This is a genomic window from Kineothrix alysoides (assembly GCF_000732725.1).
Lineage (GTDB): Bacteria > Bacillota > Clostridia > Lachnospirales > Lachnospiraceae > Kineothrix > Kineothrix alysoides.
In genome coordinates this window covers 794063-813872 of record NZ_JPNB01000001.1, presented here as the reverse complement: position 1 = coordinate 813872, position 19810 = coordinate 794063, and the positions used below count along the sequence as shown (strand labels likewise).

The following is a 19810-nucleotide window of genomic DNA, read 5'->3' as shown; positions in this document are numbered from 1 at the left end:
TCTATTTTTACTTCTTTATAGGATTCTTGTAGAATTCTTCGAACTCCATATATCCTTCCGCATTCAACTGGTCTTTCTGGAATTTCTTGTTCTTGTTCATGCGCGCAACCAGCACTTGCATTCCCTTTTGGCGTTCTTCCTGTGCTTTCGCAATGATTTCACACAGTGCATCTGCTTCTACGCCCTTTTCTATAAGATAAGCGATTTTCCTGCTCTCATTAGGAATCTGGAAGCCCTTTTCCTGCATGATTAATATGATGCGCTCGAAGCCTATGGAAAATCCGCAGGCGGGAACATCGTTCCCCGTAAATTTGCCTACCATCTTGTCGTAGCGCCCGCCGCCTCCGCAGCTTCCGCCGAATTCCGGCATTGCGACTTCGAAAATGGTTCCCGTATAGTAAGACATTCCTCTGACGAGGGTCGGGTCGAATACGATTTCGAATTCAGACGCCTTTGTCGCCTTTACGCTTGCTATAATTTCCTGAAGGCTCTGCTCTACTTCCGGCTCCAGCACTCCCCTAAGCCTCTCGGCCAAATAAGAAAGGCCGTCCTGCGCTGCTTCCATTCCTTCGAACAGCTCCAGATACTTTTCTATGCATTCCTCGGCAAAGCCGCTTTCCTTCAATTCGCCGGCAACTCCCGCAAGCCCGATCTTGTCCATCTTATCCAAAATAATAAATACCGTATCGTAAGCCTCCTCGGCAAAACCGCTGTAAGCCGCCATCGCCTTCAAAATCCGTCTTTCATTGATCCGAATCTGAAAGTTCTTAAAGCCCAGCCGTCCTAATGTCGTGGTGGTGGCCAATATAAGCTCAATTTCCGCAAGGTTGGAAGGCTCTCCCAATATATCTATATCGCACTGCATAAACTGTCTGTATCGCCCCTTCTGAGGTCTGTCAGCCCTCCATACATTTCCCATCTGAAGAGCTTTAAAGGGCGAAGGCAGCTCATTGGCATGGTTGGAATAATACCGAACTAACGGAACCGTCAAATCATAACGAAGACCTCCATCCACCAAATCTTCCTCACTCTTTGCTTCCTCCAGATTCAGCTTTTCCCCTCGTTTCAGAATCTTGAAAATCAGCTTCTCATTCTCTCCGCCCTGCTTGCTGCTTAGATTTGCAATGTTCTCTACGCAGGGAGTCTCAATAGAGGAAAAACCGAACTTTCCATAGGTTTCCTTGATCACGCCGATCACATAATCCCGAAGCTGCATTTCCGCAGGCATAATATCCTTCATACCGGTAACCGGCTTCTTACTCAGTGCCATAATTTACGCTCCTATTCACAATTCAATTCCTGTTACTGTTCACTCCGTTCTCAGCAACGCATGATTTCTGCATTTAAATTCGCTTCGCGAAGCAGAAACCATCTCTTGCATCACGTTCTTACGTAGCTTAACAACAAGTGTTAAGCTACTGTGTGAACAGTAACCAATTCCTTCATTTATCACTTAGTCGATTTTACACTGTTTCAAGCGGTTTTTCAATATAAAAAACTCCGGTTTTCTACTTCCTTAGCCTATATCATTTCAAACAGCTTCCTCTTCCGCTCAATCATCTCGTCGATTCTCTCTATATATAAGGCCACATCCTTCACATTATCCATCCGCTCGATCCGCCCGTCCTCAAGTACCGCTTTTGATATGCTTCCCGCACCGAGTGCTGCGATCGTCTGCATTTCCTCCATGATGAGAATATTATAAATTCCATATTTTCCGGACCCCGCATAGCCTACGTTCTCAAGGTTGCCGGACATATTTTTCTGTCTGTACAAATAATACGGCTCCATGCCCATAGCCCGCGCCGCCTGTGCTGCTACTTCCATCGTCTCATCCGTATTCCGAAGAGTCGAAAGTCCCTTTTCCTCGATCCAGCCGCTCATTCTGGAAGCTCTCTTAATAGCGAGGGAATGTACCGTCAGGCTATCGGGGCGCAGCTTTTTTATTTCCTCCATCGTATTGATTACATCTTCTATCGTCTCTTCGGGAAGACCAAGAATAATGTCCATATTGATGTTATCAAAGCCTTCCTCCCTCGCCGTCGCAAACGCCTCCTTCACCTGATCTACACTGTGGTGCCTGCCGATCAATTTCAGCGTTTCTTCCTTCATCGTCTGGGGATTTACTGATATCCGCGTAATATTATGCTTTTTTAACACCTTTAGTTTTTCCCTCGTTATACTGTCCGCCCGGCCCGCTTCCACAGTAAATTCCTGCAGGCGGCTTAAATCAAAAAAGCGTTCGAGGGAACAAAGCAGCCGCTCAAGCTCCTCCGGCTCCAGCGTGGTGGGCGTTCCTCCACCGATATAAACAGTATCCAGCACCTTATCGGACAATGCCGCCGCCGTAAAAGCCATCTCCTTTTCCAGCGCTTCCAAATAGTCGTCCACACGCTTTTTCCACGTGCAGATGGGATAGGAGGTGAAAGAACAGTATAGGCAGGTCGTCGGGCAAAAGGGGATTCCAATGTACAGGCTATAGCCGTCCTTATAATGAAGGCTGGAAAGAAGCTCCCTTTCCCGTTTCGCGATATCGATGCTCAGAGTACCTTTTTCTTCGCTGATGAAATAAGTATCTTGCATGAAGCTCATAATTTCCGCTTCGCCCTTTCCCTCCTCAAGCATCGTCATCGGAATCTTAGTGGGACGTATTCCCGTCAGCGTACCCCAAGGGAGACTTTTTTCAAGTTGCTTAGACAGACCGTTATAAATAAGCTGCTTTAGCAGATTCTTGACCGTCTGCCTATCCGCATCTGAAGCATGGGATATTTCGCTTACGCTCTCCTTGGCTTGTGTCTCATTCTGCGCCTTAAGAGTCATCTCGATTGAGGTCTCACCGAATTCAATGGCTATCCTATGGTCACTCATCTCTTCCTCTTCGCAGAGTACCTTTACCTCTTCCTCCGGGTAAAACGCCTTCACCAGGGAATGTATATCGTATTCAAACTGTGCTTTATTTATCCATACTGTAAACATCTATTATAATTCTCCTCATTTTAATCATGTCAGGTTCCGACAAAATTTTTCTAGCTTTATTTATTTCTTCTTTTTTAACAAGTTCACGCATAATCATATCTGCTAATGTAAATGTTTTGGCAAAAGCCCACTTTGCTGCCTTTAATCCTTTTGAGAGTCTGATATTTTTCAACATTCAAATTGAGCTATTTTGATTTCGAGTACTTCTTCTCCAATGCCTGATTTAACTGCCGGGTGCTCTCTATACCAAATAAAGGAACCTTTATTGCGGCATACTCATCTCTGACAATAAGAGGCTCCATAAAATTATGTGTAATAAAATATGCTTTTCTATATCCCATTTACTCACAATAAGCAATGCGCCGTTTAAACTTTCTGTTCGCAAAGCACAATCACTTCCTTCGCCGTATCATTGCATATTACCTCATATATAATCTTGCAATATAAAAAATTGTTAATTATTTATATTCTAATGCAAATAATGGCAAATTCCAGTACCTCGAAATCCGCCATTTTCTACCGTCATTCATATATTACCACAATCATGCCCATTTTAGAAGAACCGTTTTGCCTTTAATAGTACTTAGGTGGCCTGCTCCTCGAATGCTTTCAAAATCATTGGAAGTCTTTTCTCCTTCCAGCATCGGCATTATACTTTCTTTCATATACTGTGGCATATAAACGCATATTCCCATGTATTATGCCAATCCTTCCTTAAATCCAGGTTTCCGTTTCTTCCTTCTATGGATAGTATAAGTGGAACATTTATGGAATCTATATCGAGAATCATTATCTGCTTTTGAAAGGTTGTACATTTTAACATATCTTTATTATGTATCGGCTTAAGGAATATTGAAATTCTTTTTAATAATACTGTTCAAATAATTTCTTTTTGCTCCCTTTTCTCATTATATTCAAACATGCACAAAAGAGTATTTTAAAAGCCGTTCACGTAAATGTGAACGGCTTTTGATTACCCTTTTATAGCACCGGACGTAAGGCCTTTGATGATATTTTTCTGCATAAATATATATACTATCAAGATTGGTATTACGACCAGTACCACACTGGCGGCCATTAAGCCAAAATCCGTACCGTACCTTGAACTGATCTCATTCAGCAGGGCACATACCGGAAACATATTTCTGTTACGCAATACTATCATTTGTGTAAACAAATCGTTATAGGACCACAGAAATACAAATATTGCGACTGACGCAAGCGCCGGCCTGCTAAGCGGTAATATCATTGAAAAAAATATTTTGGATACTCCGGCCCCGTCAATAAATGCAGATTCCTCTACTTCTATCGGCAAATCCCGCATAAATCCCATTAACACAATAACCGCAAAGGATAAATTGGAGGCTACCTGAGGAATGATCACTCCAAAGTGCTTATTGACCAAGTGCATTTGAACTACCATTCGAAATACAGGTATGATAGTGGCAAATGCGGGGAACATCAGGCTGCCGATTATAAGCGATATTACTATTTTTTTACCCTTAAATTCAAAACGCGTCAGACCGTAAGCTACCAGACTTGCAAACAATAGGACCATTATCATTGTAACACCCGATATAATTAAGCTGTTTGCATAGGCTACCAAAATATTCTGTTTGTTAAAGGCATTAATGTAGTTATCGAAGTTCGGAGCCGCCGGCAACGTAAAGGAAGATGACAATATCTCTCTCGACGGCTTCAATGAGTTAATTATCAGCCATACAAATGGAAATATTGTTGTAAAGGCCCATATGGAAAGTATGATGTATATTATACTTTTTTTGGCAGCCGCCAAGGTTTTACCTGGAATTTCCATTCTTCATCTCCTTATCCCTAAATAGTCTGTTTGCGATTTGTGATACCACTACACCTATGATTACAATAATCAATGCGATAGAAGCACCATAATCTATGTTTTCTTCAATAAAGGTTGTCTCATACATATAAGTGCCCATAAAATGGGTGGATCCTTTCGGTGCTCCTCTTGGCGCTATAACCCATGCTAAATCGAATACCTTTAACGATCCTGTTACAGCAAGTGTAACGCAGGTTCCTATCACACCTTTTAACAATGGAAATGTTATATACCTGAACTTTTTCCATCCTACCGCACCGTCGAGCAACGCGGATTCAAAAATATCCGACGGGATATTACTTATACCTGTAAATATCAGTACAAAATAAAATCCTGCATAACTCCATACGATAGGCAATATGATCATCAGTAACGCCAATGAATCGGACTTCCAGTTGATAGGGGCTTTGTTCAGAGCAGTAAGTATTTGGTTGAACATACCTCCGTAATAAGCATAAAACAAATTGAATAATAAACCGATTGCTGTAGCCGATATGACTATCGGGAAGAAAAATACTGTTTTAAAAAATTCTTTTCCTCTTCTGACAGCATCTACGCATACAGCGAGTGCCAAGCCAATACCTACCTGAAACACAACTGTACATACCATCATGATACCCGTGTTTTTAACAGACGTAAACATTTCCTTGTCTGCAGCTAGTTTACGATAATTTTCAAAACCGATAAAGATTTCTCTTGAAGCTCCAAGACCGTTTACATCATATAAACTGTTTATTATGTTCATAACAAATGGATAGTATAGGAAAACTACCATAACAATCAAAGCAGGTCCCAATAACCAAATCAAATGGCTATTCTTTTTATACATCATATGTCCGCTTTTACTCCTTTCGCAAAGGAGTTTGCGAGTAATCGGTCCTGAAACTCCTTTTATAAGTCATTATTTTTTATTGAAAATATCAATCACTTCCGTCAATACTTCTTTCGCTTGTTTTTCACCTTCAGCAATGCTTCCGATGGAGGTTACCCAAGCATTCCAAGCCTCTCCTGCAATGCGGGAATCAATCGGAAGATCTGTTTTTTCTCCTGCATTTACAAAAGTATCGAATCCGGACTGGTCAAGTACGGTCATATCTGACGGTACAGGGATTTCACATGGTGCAACTGTAGTGATCTTAGCCAAAAATTCAGGAGAAGAAACCATTTCGACGAAATCTACACATGCTTGGCGTTTATCCGGGTCATCCCATGCTTTTTTCGTTATATACCATCCGCTCGTAAACCCTGCTATTATTTCTTCACTGTTTTCCTTAACCATTGAGGGGAAGGGCATAACAACAACATTTTCCTTATCCTCAATACCGCCCATGAACCAGGAACCGTCAATTGTCATAGCAGCCTGTTTTCCATAAAACATCTCTCCTACCAACGGATAAGTAGTAGCATTCACGTCTACAGGAAATGCACCCATATCATTCAGAACCCTAAGCTGCTCCATACCCGTGATCCAGCTATCAGGTATTTCATCCGGTGAAGCCGGTACTGCCTTATGGTCATCGATTCCGCCTGCGGCCAAGACCAAATGCTCTATCATATAATGCGGTACATCGGAAAAGCTCACTGCAAAAGGAACGATACCATTCTGATTAAATGTTTCTACCGCTGTCAAAAGCTTATCCCAGCTTGTCGGCAGTTCCAGATTATATTGATCAAAAAGATCTTTGTTGCAGAACAATGCTTCATAGAAACCGCGTGTGGGAACGGCATATTGCTTTCCGTCCGGTGCGTTTGTAAAAGTATGAGGGAAAATATGGTCTACAAAATCCGGATAGTCTTTACGTATCGTTTCGATATCCACAAAACTGCCTTTTTCTATTAACTCATAGCTGTTTGCATCCGTAAAGTATAAAATAACATCCGGCTCATTACCCACTGCAAAGTCGGCTTTTATTCTTGACTTCCACTCTTCATTAGATGCTGAAGATTCATCAACTATTTTAATATTTGAATTATCCTTTTTAAATTGTTCCACTGTTTGGTTATAAACTTCCAATGCGGGGTCTGTTGCACCAAACATACTTACTGTTTTAAGTGTGATTTCCTTTTTTGCACTTTCCTCCTGTGTGCTGCTCTCTACATCGTTTACCGGTGCCGCTGTGCCATTTTGGGCTCCGCAGCCTGATAAGACTATGAGCATACATAAAATGACAGCCATAAAACTTTTTGAATTCTTCATGATAACCTCCTATGATTTTTTATTTATATTGCTATTGCAATATTAACAGGGTCATAAACTACTTAAAGCATTCTCAATCTGATTTTTTATTTCAAATAAATTCTGCATGCTTTTTTCCAGTCCGCCGCTCTTGTTGCGTTCAAACCAGTTTTTTCTGAATTTTACTATGATCTCCTCCAAAGCCGGCTTCATCTCCATTAACATAGATTTATCCGGATTTTCGATATATATCGCTATTGCAAGAGAGAATTCAAGCATAGCGGCGGTTAAATACAATTCGAAAATTATTGTTTTCTTATCCCCACAATTTAAGTGAAGCTTTTGTATTTTTGATTTTTGATTTTCAATAAATTGAAGCTGTTTACTGTAATTCTCCTTTAACGGAGCTTTTAAGTATTTCACTATTTCTTTTTCACCTTCTTGCTCAAAGCGTTCCGCATAAGGTATCATCCAATCGAGCAAGGCTTTTATATAACTTTGTTTTTGCTCCTTCGACGCAATCCCCATACAATAATAATGATAAGCAAAGGTTCCGTTTAACAGCATAAGTTCGTCATCGAGGTAAAGGTTGCCCAGATCATACAATAGGTCTCCTATTTGCTTTGACTCGTCGCCATAAACCTGATCGTTCAGGTAGCCGGTTAAAACAGATCTGTTAAGAGGCTTGCCGCTCCACGCACAAAGGCCTATATAGGCAATACCTGTAATCGCGATCGGATATGTCTGCCAGTGTCCACAATCTCCCCACTCGGCAGCGATGATTCCCTCGGCACCGTACCGGATGGCAGATACAATTGCATTGTCCGTATTTTTGATCATATTATCTGTCCTGCCTGAAATCGAACGCCAAGCGGAAGTCCCCGGACATACATAAAATTTATATCCTTCTTTTGCAAGTATTTTACATTCCATATCAAACGGATAATCAGCTTCATATCCCCAGTCAAGTAATACTGCATTACGGGGGAGCACTGATTTGATTTCCGGATATGTGTTTAACATATCGCTCCACATAAGCATATTTTTGTCATAAATCTTACAAAGTGATTCCATGTAAGCAACCCAGTTGCTGTATTCCTCCCCTGTTTGGATACCGAATGCTTCATCCAGATTTACATTATAATTATCACTGTTAAATACACTTAACATCTCTTCCGTTATGGCTTTTATAAATTGTCTGCTTTCCGGCTTCCCTGGATCTAACGTTGCCGACGGCTGCAATACGCCAAAAGCAAGTTCGCCCTCGGGATTTTTGCTAAGTGGAGAAAAATCATCTATTGCAAGCCACGGTGCCATATGACCTAGTGTATTTTGATTCGGTACCAAATCAATAAATCTTTGCTTACAATATTCCTGTAAAGTCAGAATTTCCTGTTTTGTCAGATAGCCCTGCTCTGTCAGATAGTTCTTAAAACATTCATATTCAAAAGTAAGTCCTTCCACATATAGCTGAAGCTGGTTGTATTTCAGTTCGAATATGATATCTGTCAGCCTTAACAATGTTTCTAACTTAGGTACCTTATCGCGGCTGATATCATAAAGGACACCCCGAACCGGGAACGTCGGCTCATCAATATATTCACCGCAGGGAATCTTATTTTCTGCCTGCATTGCAAGATGCTTTAATGTAATCAGTGAATAAGCTGCACCGGAAAGAGTATTATAAGTCACCTTTATACTTTTTGGCTTGATACTCAGCCGATATCCCTGAGGAACAATATGATCTGTTTGCTCAAAATCAACGGTATGAGCATTACTTTCTTCTATACCCTCCGGAAAAATGATTTTTATTAGATTTAATATATTAAATTCAGTATATTGAGGCATGGAAATTTGTTTATAATCGAAGTAACCTGCTGCCGCTTCATATTTAGTTATATAATTCAATAAATTAATATTACTCATAAAAATCCTTTCTCATCGCCTGCAAAGTTTGAACTGCGGGCACAAATCTGTATGTTAAAAATACATTTTCACACTACTGCTTTTAAAAAATATCTAAAATTGCTTTACCGTTTTGAGGGCTTGGAACCTTAAAATACTTTGCCGCCGTTGCCGCTACATCTGACAGCGATTTTCTTTCACCAATAAAGCCTGTTTTGTTGGGAGAATATATGAGCAGCGGTACTTTTTCCCTTGTATGCTTTGAATGTCCTATCAGAGGGTCATTTCCGTGATCAGCCATAACGATCATAACATCTTCTTTTTCCAAATTATTCCTTATTTCACCAATCCCTTTATCAGCCATTAAAAGTACTTCTTTGTACCTTTGTACATCTTGTGAATGACCGCTTAAGTCTGTCTCCTGAACATTGGCGCATACAAACATATTTTTGTTCTGCTTTACTATATTTAATGTTTGTTCTAATACTTGGTCGGTAGGTACAAGCGAAATCGATGTGCCCTTTTTATTTTGAATAACATCTGCAGCTTTTCCTACCATAAATACCGGTATATGTGCATCGGATAAAATAGTTTGGATCTGGAGCTTCGGATCCACGCCATAACCAAGATGGATACAATGGTAATCATTATCGTAAACGCCGCTCTTAGGCGCGTCTATTCCTACGAAACAGCCTTTTTCAACTGCACTCTCCATTAGCTGCCGCTTTGTGATATCCCTGCCGCCGAAAGCGATCACTCTTGGAACCGTAGCAATGCTTCTTACTAATTTACCGATTTTTACCACTTCATCAAAAGATATATAATCCAAACTGGCTGTTACATTAAACGCCTGTCCTGAATCGCACTCCATATTATCAGCCGCAGTAACACAATCGTTGATCATCAGATAAGACTGTTTATTCACACGGATTGTTTCAACCATATAGCCGCTGTGGATCAACTTATCTTTTATTATGTTTATTTTATTCCCGAATGGCTCAGCAAAAGGTTTTTGAGGCAAAGTTCCCATAATTTCCTGATGTCCGAAAAATGTATCCGCTCCATAATGCATTAAAGAGGCTTTACCATAAGTAACATCTTTTTGCATATGCATACATTCGGAGGATTCTCCGTATGCATTCATCAGTCCCAACTTTTCGAGATTCCTTAGCTTTAAATCAGGAAATTTACTCAAAATACTTTTTAGTGTGTTGGCGCCGTTATCACTTGGTCTTACTTCTAAAACATCGTCTGTCTGACCTATTCCAAAACCATCCAAAACTATTATTATAAATCTGCCCATGATTTCTCCGATATAAACTGACCGCCGGAGGTATAAAATCCTTCTATCTTCGGCTTATCCTGCTGTAATCCCGATATAACAGCAACTTCACTGCGAGTAACAAATACTTGTGTTCTAAATGCCATTAGCACCGTTTTACCAACTTCACTTTGTTCGGATAGTTCTATATGGTAATCGATATTTTGGGGGGCGGGCTTTATTACACTGATTTTCCTTGAAGCATCTTTATCTGTTCCTACCAATGCTTTATCAATTTTTCCTCTGAAATAGCTTCCTCCTCCATAGCAAAATGCATGCTCCTGAAAATTATGGGAAACTTCAGTCACGTAAACCATGGCTGCTATTTCTCTGGATGTATGATTTACATTATCAGGAGTCATTCCCATCAATGAACTGCCGGGTTCCACGCTGCTGCCTCCCTGCAGCGAAACCTGATACATAAGATTGGCCTGATTACAGGATGGAACATTTAACCTGGGCTCAAAATTGAATAGTTTATGTATTCTTTTTTGAGCTGACTGCATTGTTTTAAGATTAGCCGTAGGTAAAACCTTATCCGATTTCTGCTCATATAAATAACAGGGAAATGCAGTCAAGCTGTCTATCTTCAAATTTTTTAATTTCAGTATTTCTGCTAAGACATATTCCAGATCCTCCAGCAAAAATCCGGATTTTTGTCCATCATACAGAAAATCCTTTTTATTATAAAATTTTAAGCATATATTTTGAGTGATGCCTAGCTGCCTTGCTATTTCATCTATTTTGCGAGCCTTTTCCAATGAGAATATGGTAATCATCCCTACACCGTAACTTATTACTTTTTTAAGCATCCCGTCGGGAATTTGTACTAGATTCCCGATATGTGCAATCGGTATATTATTATCAATCATTATTTTAGCTTCTTGAAAATCTACTACCACCGCACCTTTAAACCCCAGGCCCATAAGTTTTTTACAAACCAAAGGATTTCTCCCAAGTTGTTTTGACATAAAATAAGGCTCTATATCATATTTTTTAGCCTCTGTAATCAATTCCTTGCTGTTATTGAGAATAGTATCTAGATCGAGTATGTATGTATTGGGATTTATCTTGCCGCTTTGATGCATCTTAAAGGAATATTCTATTAATTTGGGATTTCTTAACTCCAGGTCATCTAAAAACATCTTTTCATTCCTTTTCTATATTTAGTATTCTTGCGGGATTCTCTATCAGCAGCTTGCACAATCTCTCCTGTGATACCCCCATCTCTTCCAGCATGTCCACAAAGCAGCCAAGCACCGCCGTATATCCTTTTCCGCCATATGCTGTCATATAGGAAATTCTGCTGACGTCTTGCGATAAAAGCAGCCGGTCCTCATAGCCCTGATCAATAAGTTTTACCAGATTCCGGGCGCGTATTGTATCAGGTAAATAAGTGACTTTACCAATGGTATCGTAAGCTATATTTACACCACGTTCCAATAGTTCCACCTGATATTCTATATCCTCCGCTAAATCTATATGGCCAAGTATTATTTTCTTTGGATCAGCTTCTGCCTTTATCAACATATCGATCTGGCTTATCCCGTTGGCTCCCATATCACAATGGGTACTGACCGCACAGCCTGTAGCTGCACTTGCCAGGCCCGCAGCATAAAATACTTTTTTTTCACTTTCATATATTACTTCACCGCTGGTTGCAATTTCGGCTATAATACCCGCTTTTATATTTGTATCTTCAACACCCGTCGTTATTTCCTTTATAAAATACCGCGCTATTTCATCTATAGGGCTATTTAAAATCCACTCATTATGATAGGGTTTTAAATATGCACCGGTAGACGCTATAATATTGATTCCAAGCTGCGTGGAATAATACACCAGATCATCAATTTTTCTGCCCATATCGGCACTTGTCACTTCAACAACAGACTTGCCGCCAAAATCTTTAAGCTTTGTTAACTCTGCCAAAATTAACTCTCTGTCCCTAAAAACAGAATCCTTGTCTTGTCTTACATGGCTTAGATCCATTGATATATGTTCGTGGCACATTGTAACACCCAATTCTCCGGGCAAAATATCTCCTAAAACCGTTTGTATCATAACATCACCTACTTTTATATCAATTGTGTAAATTTAAGTATATTCAGAACTATACCGGCAGCAATTACCGACAGGGGACCTATTGCAATCTTCATAACTTTTTTCCCGGTAGCTTCATTTATAAAATAAAATCCTGCACCAAGTATAAATCCTAAATACCCGCCCATTTTAAATACAGCCATCATGGATCCGATCAATAATGTGAATTCCATGACTGTCATCATAGAGCTGCGTATATGATCCGATGTTTCCCGGACAGAAGGAAATTTTGTAAAAAATCGGTCAATGCCTTTTAACGACAGCAATTCCAATAAGATCACCAGCGCTCCTGCCACACCTGCCGCTGCCGGATGTGGAATTAAATATCCTATGCTATAGCAGAGTGTAAATCCGGCCACACCGTATACTCCCGTAGTGACAGCCGCTGTAGTGATAAGGGGTATAAAACCGAGACTTCGTATTAATTCCGCTGTCGATGCAAATATACGGGCTGTTTTATCCTGCTGTGCAAGGATATAAATAGAAACTTCGGATCCCCCAAATATTCCCATGCCCGCAACTGCAGAAATAATACCGCCACATAGCATTAACCAGACTGCATTTTTTTTTAACTTTTTATAGTTATCCGTAAATTCATCATAATATTGTATATTTCTATTTGTCTTTTCTTTTATATCTTTAGTAAAGGAATATATATATAGTAAACAAATTCCTGTTACCGTTATAATGATCAATGGATCTATGTTTAAGGCAATTTTCGACAGCAAGCCTGCCATTCCTATGACCGCTGTACTGAACATTCCTTTCCTTGCACCATGCTGTCCATATACCGCCACTATCGGAAATAGGCTGAATCCTATAAAAGAAAGTTTCGATAAAACATCTAAGGAACCAATGATATCTACAGGTAAAGATGAAATAGTTTCAAATAACAACACGATGCCTATAGAACATACTGCCCCCCATATGCCGCCATACAAAAAAGCTGTCCACTTCCTGCGTGCCATTATACCCAATATATCAGTGGCTAAAAATAGCAGCCAGGGATTTAAAAGACCTGTAGCGAGAGTATGTACCAAGCCGACGGAACCAATGAATCCCACGCTTAATCCAAATGCAATAGATTTTAGTTCCTTTCGTTTCATTCTGCCCTCTGTACATTCAGGAACGATAGGCCGCAGACCATCCTGAAATACAGCCATTCCCATATGAGAAATCAACGCCGTAACCCCACAAAGGATCATTACCATAGATATTTCAAAAAAATTCATTTTTGCCTCCCAATGAGTCATACAGATATGCTTACATACCCTAGGTTTTCTGCTTTAATGCATCTATCAGTATCGGTATTGTATTTTCAATCGTATTATGTGCCATACCGAACGCCACTTTGCCCTCTGCGATAAATTTTTCTATATCTTCTTTTTTTGCCGTTTGTCCGTTCTTTGCTACGGTACAGCACTTCGAATAACCGAGCATACCTATAAGTATGGCAATAGCAGCTCCTCCTCCGCTTTCACAAGCTCCGAAATAATAATCGACACTGCCGTTTTTTAACATTTGTACGGCCATAATGTCTGTGGTTATTATGGTATCAATTTCCGGTGCTGCTTTTTTTACCTCATTTTCCATTTCATTCTTTTTCATTCCGCCAATTGCAATTTTCATTTTACAGACATACTCCTTTACTACATATTATTTAAAACAGTACAAATATGAACCAGTGCAAATTCTCTTTCTATTTCATTAAAGTGATTTTGGATTCTTGATTTTATCATACAAAAAATTCTGCATGCTTCGTCAAACATTGGATCATTTTGCATATCTTTGATAATTTCCCTATCGAGCGATTCTATTTTTTCTTTTGTTTTATTGCGTATAAATGCTGAAGCTATATGGGTAATCATTATTCCTGCATTTTCTTCATTCAGTAAAATACCGGATTCTTTAAATACATCTATGATTGCGGCCAAATCATTATAAATAATTTGATCTATCAAGTCATAATCTTTCATTATATTTATTCTTTCCATAATATCCATGATATTAACCTTTCTTATTACCAATATACTCTTTTTTGTATATTGGTTTGAAATAATTACCTAACTATATCAATAGTTAGGTAGAATAACATTCATCAGAACATCATTTTGTATTTGCTGTACTTTTTCTATATCAAAAAATCGTTTAAAAAAATTACATACGGTAACATCTTCTTTTTTAATAATGATCGTCGCCTTCGTATTATCTCCTTTTTGTTCCTCGTCATTGATGATTTTATATTGCAACTCATCATCACTTATAATCTTTTCTTCCAAACTCCAGATTGCCGCATCAATATTTTTCTTTTTGATATTTTCAATGATACGTGAATATTGGAGCGGAACAATTTCAATTGACATATTTTTAAAATATTTTGTAGTCATACTCAACTGGTCGAAAGAAGTTCTGTCCACGCCTATTCTTTTCGGAACTGTATTAAAATCTTTTCTCATGATCAAAGTATGGGCGTTTACATATGTATGCATACCTAAATTATAAACTATTTCAATATTATAGCCATCATTTACATAATGCTTTGCCGTAGCCAAACTCATTACTGCAAAGTCATATCTGCCGTCAAGCAAAGCTTGTATCCGTCTGTCGGACCCTCCCATGAAAGCCAGGTTCACCGATACTACGTTATATTGGTTCAGTGTTGTATATATTCCTGTAGCCAGTCCTTCATATCTTTTTGAATATGGAAGCGGCATGACCCCCACTAAATTTTCCAAGCTGCAGATTTCCATCAATTTAGTATAATCCATGTCGATCAAAAAGCTTCCCAAATGACCTTTTGCTTCCAACTCAATGGCACCAAACTCTTTTAATTTTAATAAAGCCTGTTGAACAGTACCTCGCGGAACATTATACTTATTTATAAAATCTTCTATGGTAGGAACACGCTGTCCTATTTCCATACCGATAAATTCCTGAGCAAGTTGTTGTGCTACGATACCACCTTTTTGCATCAGCGCTTTATGTATCAAATCACTCACCTATTATCTCTTTCATATGAATATACGTTTTTTAATATATTGTAAATATATCTTAATTTATTTTCTATCAAAAAGCAATGTATCTATTATCTAAATAATTTAAAAGGAAATTAGTTATATTGCACAAAACAGCAGAGCGGACGTTAACCGTGCGGAAGACAGCATTACGAGAATATGCAAAGCATACGGTATCGACAGAATAGATGTTTTAACAATTACAGCAACCATTGTTGTTACCATTTATGGTGAACAGTTCGGCAGTATTACACAAACGAGACGTATTCAAGGGAAAACATAGCAAAACAGCGATATCAAAGGAGATATCGCCGTACTATATTATGCCGATTTAGGCCAGCCAGAGATTTTATTGTCTTAAGACAGCACGTACGGCACGTTTCCCCCGATGCTTCAGATTAGCTAACCCGAGGTCAAACATGCATAGTTTTCATGCCATCTAAGGATACTTTCAAACTACGTTTTATGCATAATACCGCGCCTGCGCCTTAAACATTTCTGCATAAATTCCATCAGGCATTTTCGCTAACTCTTCATGTGTTCCATATTCCTTGATCGTATTATCCGCAAATACGGCTATCTTATCACAGAATTTGCAGGAGGACAGTCTGTGCGAAATATAAATCGCTGTCTTACCTCCTATTAATGTATCGAATTGTCTGTAAATATCATATTCTGCAACCGGGTCCAGCGCTGCGGTAGGCTCATCCAGAATAACGATCGGAGCATCCTTGTAAAGTGCCCTTGCAATAGCCAGTTTTTGCATTTCTCCGCCCGAAGGCTCGATGCCTTCCTTATCGAAATATTTATATATCTGCGTATCCATACCTTTGGGAAGAGCTTCTACTTTTTGTGCAAGTCCGCTCAACACACAAATATTTTCCATATCCTGTTCCCGTACTTCTTTTTCCCAATCTCCGAGTTTTATATTTTCCCGTATGGATAAGGCGAACATTTTAAAATCCTGAAAAACGACGGCAAGCTCTTTTATGTATGCATCGTAGTCAAAGTTTTTAATGTTCACACCGTTTAGCAGGATCTCTCCCTCATCCACATCATATAAGCGGCACAGGAGCTTGATAAAGGTCGTTTTCCCCGCCCCGTTCAGGCCAACTACGGACAAATGCTGCCCTTGGGAAATTGTAATATTAATATCCTTCAGTACATATCCTTGCATGGATGGATACCGGAAAGAAACATTGCGAAATTCAATGACAGGAAGCGTTTTCTCCGAAATCGTCTGCGTTCCTAACCTATGCGTATCCTCCGTATCTATAAATTTTACATATTCACGCATAAAGTTTAATTTTCTATGTACTTCCTGAAGCTGATTCAGCAGTCCCTGTAAACTATCCTTCAAGCTATTGGAAGCACCGGCTAACAAGGTGAAATCTCCGATACCGATAGTGCCGGTAAGGAGCTTATAGCTTAAATATCCGTAAATACATAGGCCTTTTAAAAAATTGACAAAGCTTCCCACACAGTTCCATCTTCCGATGCTGTTTGCCGTATAATAAAAAATATCGGAACATTTCTTTGTGGTATTTACAAACTGCTCGCGCATCATTGGTGCTCCGTGATATAGGCGGATACTTTTTGCAAATTTAACTTCCAAGATATTCCTTGTCGCATAACCGAAAGCTCTGTTTACCTTTGGAAATTTTTCAAACTCGATTTTTTGAATCTTGCCGGTCTGCCATACCGTAAAGGTCCCGCCTATTACCGCAAATGACGCGACGATAAGAAGTACCGGACTCATCACCGCTACAATGGAAACAACACCTGCCAGGATGAGTGCATAGGAGAAAAGTAACTGAATACTTTCGCTAAGCCCCTTCATTCCGCCGGAATACCATGCCATTCCCTCATCCGCTTTTCTCCTTTGATTCAGTGTTTCCGGATTCTCCGTAAGAGGATAATCCATCGTCATGGACTTGAGGCTGAGCCTGTCATAAAAATAGCGTTCAAACCAATCGTCATATTTTGCGAGATTGGTTCGTGCCACATGGATCAGACTTAGGAAGAGAAGATTTCCTATTACGATACCCGCTACAATCCATAGCAATATTTCCGTGTTTCTGTCGCCCACCAGTTCCTCTAACAAATATTTTGACAGGATCAGATTAATAAACGGCTGTCCCGCATTCAACAGGATACTGGCGAGAAGAAATAGCAGGTAGAAAGGTCTTTCACGCCATGCCGTGCCGTAAAAATATTTTAATGTCTTAAGCATAACAGGTTTCCTCCTCATCCGCATAATACTGCGCCTGCACTGCAAAAAGTCCGGCGTACTTTCCGCCCTTTTGCATCAGTTCTTCGTGGGTTCCGTATTCTATCAGCCCGCCCGCTTCGAACATGGCAATCCGGTCGCAAAACTTAGTACTCGATAACCTATGAGAAATATAGACGGTAGTTCTTCCGCCGGCCATATGATTGAAGTTCTCATATGACTTGCTTTCTGCAATCGCATCCAGTGCGGCCGTCGGTTCGTCCAGTACGATAACCGGTGCCGCTTTATATAAAGCCCTCGCCAGCATCAGCTTCTGCTTCTGCCCGCCGGAAAGATCGATTCCGTCATCACTCAGATTTTTATACAAATAAGTATCTATGCCAAACGGCAATTCCCGAAGCTTACCTGCCAGATCTGCATCATGCAGGGATTCTGCGATCTTATCGCGGTTTTGTGTACGGGCAGTTTGCATGGATACATTCTGGGCGATGGGAAACGCAAAGCTTTCATCTTCCTGAAAGACCGGTGAAAGTAACTCCCAATAATCGTTTAAATCATATTCCGAAATATCTATGCCGTTTAAATAAATGTGCCCTTGTGTAGGCTCATATAATCTGCACAGGAGCTTGACAAAGGTGGACTTCCCAGCTCCGTTCAGCCCCACAATCGCCAGCTTTTCTCCGGATTTTAAACAAATGGATAAATCCTTCAGCGCATAACTATCCGCCCCGGGATATTGAAAAGAAACATGATCAAAAACAAATTCATAATCAGCATCCTTTTCCCATTTGAAGTCCGCATTCGTTTCTTTAAAGGCGTCTTCACAGGCAAGATAATCTTTTTGGAAACTGCTTTTTATATTCTCGCTGTCTTGTTCGATATTGCTCTCCAAAAAATCGCGGTAATCATTCACATGGCGGCTTTCGCTGCATATGATGATGAATTTGGTAAATATCTCATTCAAGGCAGTCGATGCGTTATGTACACTTCCCAGATACAAGGTAAAATCAGCTACCGTTAATCCGCCGAAAAGAACTTTGTAAATGAGAAAACCATAAGTAATCCCCTCCTCTAAAAATCCAAGGATATCTCCTATGACATAGTATCTCGCATATTTATTTTGCGCCAGTATATGCTTTTGATTTAAAAAGCTGCTCTCTTTTCGGAGCAGTTGATATAACGGTTTTTGCATTTGAAAAAGACGGATATCCTTCCCGTATGCGAAATCCGCCGTCTCTTCTCTGTATGTCCAGCTCGCCATCTGTTCTTTGGCCACCTTATTTTCGCACTCTTCTTTTTCAAAAATGGAAGCCTTGTTAATAAGAGCAAATCGGAGGAAAGTCAAGCTTAATATCAAAATGACGATAAACGGATTGATCATCGCTAAAAGGACCAGTGCCATAACTGCCCGAACCAAATTGGGCAGCAATTGGTTTGACCAGTAATGCAGTCCCGCAACACCATTGCCGTTGCTGTTGATAGCCCTTCTGGCCTTAAAAATATTTTTCTGTACTTCCGGGTCTTCATGCATGCAAAAGGGCATTGTCCATACCTTCGTGGTCCAAAAAAGAGCAAAATGGTATTCCACGTCATGCATCCTTCCCTCTGCCTGTTTGTCGCAAAGGTTAGAAGCGACCAGCATCACAAGCTCAGTGGTTGCTGCAATAGCCACCAGACATAGTACTTTTTGTACTTCTGCCCCCGCTTTCACTGATTGTTCGAATATCTCAATAATGCATTTTATAGCATACAGCCATACATAGACACTCAATCCTTGTGTCAATGCATGAATGATTGTACAAGGTATGACTAACGGCTGCCATTTCACAATTCCTGCAATCACATACCGCAAATTCTCCCATACTGAATATCTGCCTTGCCCTTTTTCTATTTTCCTGCGCGCTCTCATATCGTGACCTTTCTCCCTTTGCATAAACCTTTCTATAATTATCCCAAGCTAAATCTACACATTTCTTCTATCTGTTTGTTCATTAATAATAGGCTCTCATTTTGCTTTGCTTCTCCTCCGCCTTCTATTGCCAATCCAGCGTTTTGACTATCCTCGTTATCTATCAGATTTGCAAAAAACCAGTTGATATTTCTTCCTATCATTTCATTTCACAATAGGTATACAATGATTTTTCACAGTAAGCCAGTTACTCCATGAGGCAATCCCCCTGTAATTCAAAATTGAAAATTAAGATTGTTAAATGTTCCTCTTTCACGTAAA

Annotated in this window: 17 protein-coding genes; 1 reads left to right on the top strand and 16 read right to left on the bottom strand. The window is 39.8% G+C overall.

What is annotated here, in order from left to right; genetic code table 11:
• Positions 1–7: 7 nt before the first annotated feature.
• From hisS to yhfZ, 14 genes are all read right to left on the bottom strand, one after another.
• Positions 8–1270 (bottom strand): histidine--tRNA ligase, encoded by a 1263-nt coding sequence (gene hisS, locus CC90_RS0103920; protein ID WP_031389516.1) that lies wholly within the window; start codon positions 1268–1270, stop codon positions 8–10.
• Positions 1271–1521: 251 nt separating this feature from the next.
• The gene (hemZ, locus tag CC90_RS0103915; protein ID WP_031389515.1) at positions 1522–2976 is read right to left on the bottom strand and encodes a coproporphyrinogen dehydrogenase HemZ; all 1455 of its coding nucleotides are present in this window, start codon (positions 2974–2976) and stop codon (positions 1522–1524) included.
• Complete coding sequence (locus tag CC90_RS0103910) at positions 2954–3151, bottom strand: hypothetical protein (protein WP_031389514.1); 198 nt, start codon at positions 3149–3151, stop codon at positions 2954–2956. Before CC90_RS0103910 ends, hemZ begins: the two co-directional genes overlap by 23 nt.
• Before the next feature lie 798 nt (positions 3152–3949).
• Complete coding sequence (locus CC90_RS0103895; protein ID WP_031389513.1) at positions 3950–4792, bottom strand: carbohydrate ABC transporter permease; 843 nt, start codon at positions 4790–4792, stop codon at positions 3950–3952.
• Entirely contained in the window at positions 4776–5663 is an 888-nt protein-coding gene (locus CC90_RS0103890) for a carbohydrate ABC transporter permease (protein WP_051869278.1), read from the bottom strand. Before CC90_RS0103890 ends, CC90_RS0103895 begins: the two co-directional genes overlap by 17 nt.
• A gap of 69 nt (positions 5664–5732) precedes the next feature.
• Positions 5733–7028 carry an ABC transporter substrate-binding protein gene (locus CC90_RS0103885; protein ID WP_031389511.1) on the bottom strand — a complete coding sequence of 432 codons (1296 nt, stop codon included), beginning with the start codon at positions 7026–7028 and terminating at the stop codon, positions 5733–5735.
• Positions 7029–7079: 51 nt separating this feature from the next.
• Positions 7080–8933: a family 20 glycosylhydrolase gene (locus CC90_RS0103880; RefSeq protein ID WP_031389510.1), complete on the bottom strand. Its 1854-nt coding sequence runs from the start codon at positions 8931–8933 to the stop codon at positions 7080–7082.
• Between the two features lie 82 nt (positions 8934–9015).
• Positions 9016–10215, bottom strand: a complete 1200-nt coding sequence (locus CC90_RS0103875; RefSeq protein WP_031389509.1) for a phosphopentomutase — start codon at positions 10213–10215, stop codon at positions 9016–9018.
• Positions 10200–11378, bottom strand: coding sequence for an alanine racemase (locus CC90_RS0103870; protein WP_031389508.1), 1179 nt, complete (start codon positions 11376–11378; stop codon positions 10200–10202). The genes CC90_RS0103875 and CC90_RS0103870 overlap by 16 nt, the downstream gene beginning before the upstream one ends.
• Positions 11379–11382: 4 nt before the next feature.
• Positions 11383–12297 (bottom strand): phosphotriesterase family protein, encoded by a 915-nt coding sequence (locus CC90_RS0103865; RefSeq protein WP_031389507.1) that lies wholly within the window; start codon positions 12295–12297, stop codon positions 11383–11385.
• 14 nt (positions 12298–12311) lie between these two features.
• Positions 12312–13568 (bottom strand): YhfT family protein, encoded by a 1257-nt coding sequence (locus tag CC90_RS0103860; RefSeq protein ID WP_031389506.1) that lies wholly within the window; start codon positions 13566–13568, stop codon positions 12312–12314.
• A gap of 40 nt (positions 13569–13608) precedes the next feature.
• Positions 13609–13965: a DUF2620 family protein gene (locus tag CC90_RS0103855; protein ID WP_031389505.1), complete on the bottom strand. Its 357-nt coding sequence runs from the start codon at positions 13963–13965 to the stop codon at positions 13609–13611.
• Positions 13966–13985: 20 nt separating this feature from the next.
• A complete protein-coding gene (locus tag CC90_RS0103850; RefSeq protein WP_031389504.1) occupies positions 13986–14339 on the bottom strand; it encodes a hypothetical protein in 354 nt (117 codons plus the stop codon).
• Between the two features lie 69 nt (positions 14340–14408).
• On the bottom strand, positions 14409–15335 hold the full coding sequence (yhfZ, locus tag CC90_RS0103845; RefSeq protein WP_051869277.1) for a GntR family transcriptional regulator YhfZ: 927 nt from the start codon (positions 15333–15335) through the stop codon (positions 14409–14411).
• 109 nt (positions 15336–15444) lie between these two features.
• Here yhfZ and CC90_RS25260 point away from each other — a divergent pair, with 109 nt between their 5' ends.
• Positions 15445–15633 (top strand): threonine/serine exporter family protein, encoded by a 189-nt coding sequence (locus CC90_RS25260; protein ID WP_081905958.1) that lies wholly within the window; start codon positions 15445–15447, stop codon positions 15631–15633.
• Positions 15634–15813: 180 nt separating this feature from the next.
• Here the strand turns inward: CC90_RS25260 and CC90_RS0103840 are convergent, their stop codons facing one another.
• Both CC90_RS0103840 and CC90_RS23565 read right to left on the bottom strand, forming a co-directional pair.
• On the bottom strand, positions 15814–17583 hold the full coding sequence (locus tag CC90_RS0103840; protein ID WP_157837531.1) for an ABC transporter ATP-binding protein: 1770 nt from the start codon (positions 17581–17583) through the stop codon (positions 15814–15816).
• Positions 17576–19489 (bottom strand): ABC transporter ATP-binding protein, encoded by a 1914-nt coding sequence (locus tag CC90_RS23565; protein ID WP_157837530.1) that lies wholly within the window; start codon positions 19487–19489, stop codon positions 17576–17578. The genes CC90_RS0103840 and CC90_RS23565 overlap by 8 nt, the downstream gene beginning before the upstream one ends.
• Positions 19490–19810 lie beyond the last annotated feature (321 nt).

Excerpts from the sequence above, each read along its gene's own strand:
- CC90_RS0103895 (WP_031389513.1), bottom strand. The coding sequence starts at position 4,792 with ATGGAAATTCCAGGTAAAACCTTGGCGGCTGCCAAAAAAAGTATAATA.
- CC90_RS23565 (WP_157837530.1), bottom strand. The coding sequence starts at position 19,489 with ATGAGAGCGCGCAGGAAAATAGAAAAAGGGCAAGGCAGATATTCAGTA.
- CC90_RS0103910 (WP_031389514.1), bottom strand. The coding sequence starts at position 3,151 with ATGTTGAAAAATATCAGACTCTCAAAAGGATTAAAGGCAGCAAAGTGG.
- CC90_RS0103855 (WP_031389505.1), bottom strand. The coding sequence starts at position 13,965 with ATGAAAATTGCAATTGGCGGAATGAAAAAGAATGAAATGGAAAATGAG.
- CC90_RS0103890 (WP_051869278.1), bottom strand. The coding sequence starts at position 5,663 with ATGATGTATAAAAAGAATAGCCATTTGATTTGGTTATTGGGACCTGCT.
- CC90_RS0103840 (WP_157837531.1), bottom strand. The coding sequence starts at position 17,583 with ATGCTTAAGACATTAAAATATTTTTACGGCACGGCATGGCGTGAAAGA.
- CC90_RS0103870 (WP_031389508.1), bottom strand. The coding sequence starts at position 11,378 with ATGTTTTTAGATGACCTGGAGTTAAGAAATCCCAAATTAATAGAATAT.
- CC90_RS0103860 (WP_031389506.1), bottom strand. The coding sequence starts at position 13,568 with ATGAATTTTTTTGAAATATCTATGGTAATGATCCTTTGTGGGGTTACG.
- hisS (WP_031389516.1), bottom strand. The coding sequence starts at position 1,270 with ATGGCACTGAGTAAGAAGCCGGTTACCGGTATGAAGGATATTATGCCT.
- CC90_RS0103865 (WP_031389507.1), bottom strand. The coding sequence starts at position 12,297 with ATGATACAAACGGTTTTAGGAGATATTTTGCCCGGAGAATTGGGTGTT.
- CC90_RS0103885 (WP_031389511.1), bottom strand. The coding sequence starts at position 7,028 with ATGAAGAATTCAAAAAGTTTTATGGCTGTCATTTTATGTATGCTCATA.
- hemZ (WP_031389515.1), bottom strand. The coding sequence starts at position 2,976 with ATGTTTACAGTATGGATAAATAAAGCACAGTTTGAATACGATATACAT.
- CC90_RS0103850 (WP_031389504.1), bottom strand. The coding sequence starts at position 14,339 with ATGGATATTATGGAAAGAATAAATATAATGAAAGATTATGACTTGATA.
- CC90_RS0103875 (WP_031389509.1), bottom strand. The coding sequence starts at position 10,215 with ATGGGCAGATTTATAATAATAGTTTTGGATGGTTTTGGAATAGGTCAG.
- CC90_RS0103880 (WP_031389510.1), bottom strand. The coding sequence starts at position 8,933 with ATGAGTAATATTAATTTATTGAATTATATAACTAAATATGAAGCGGCA.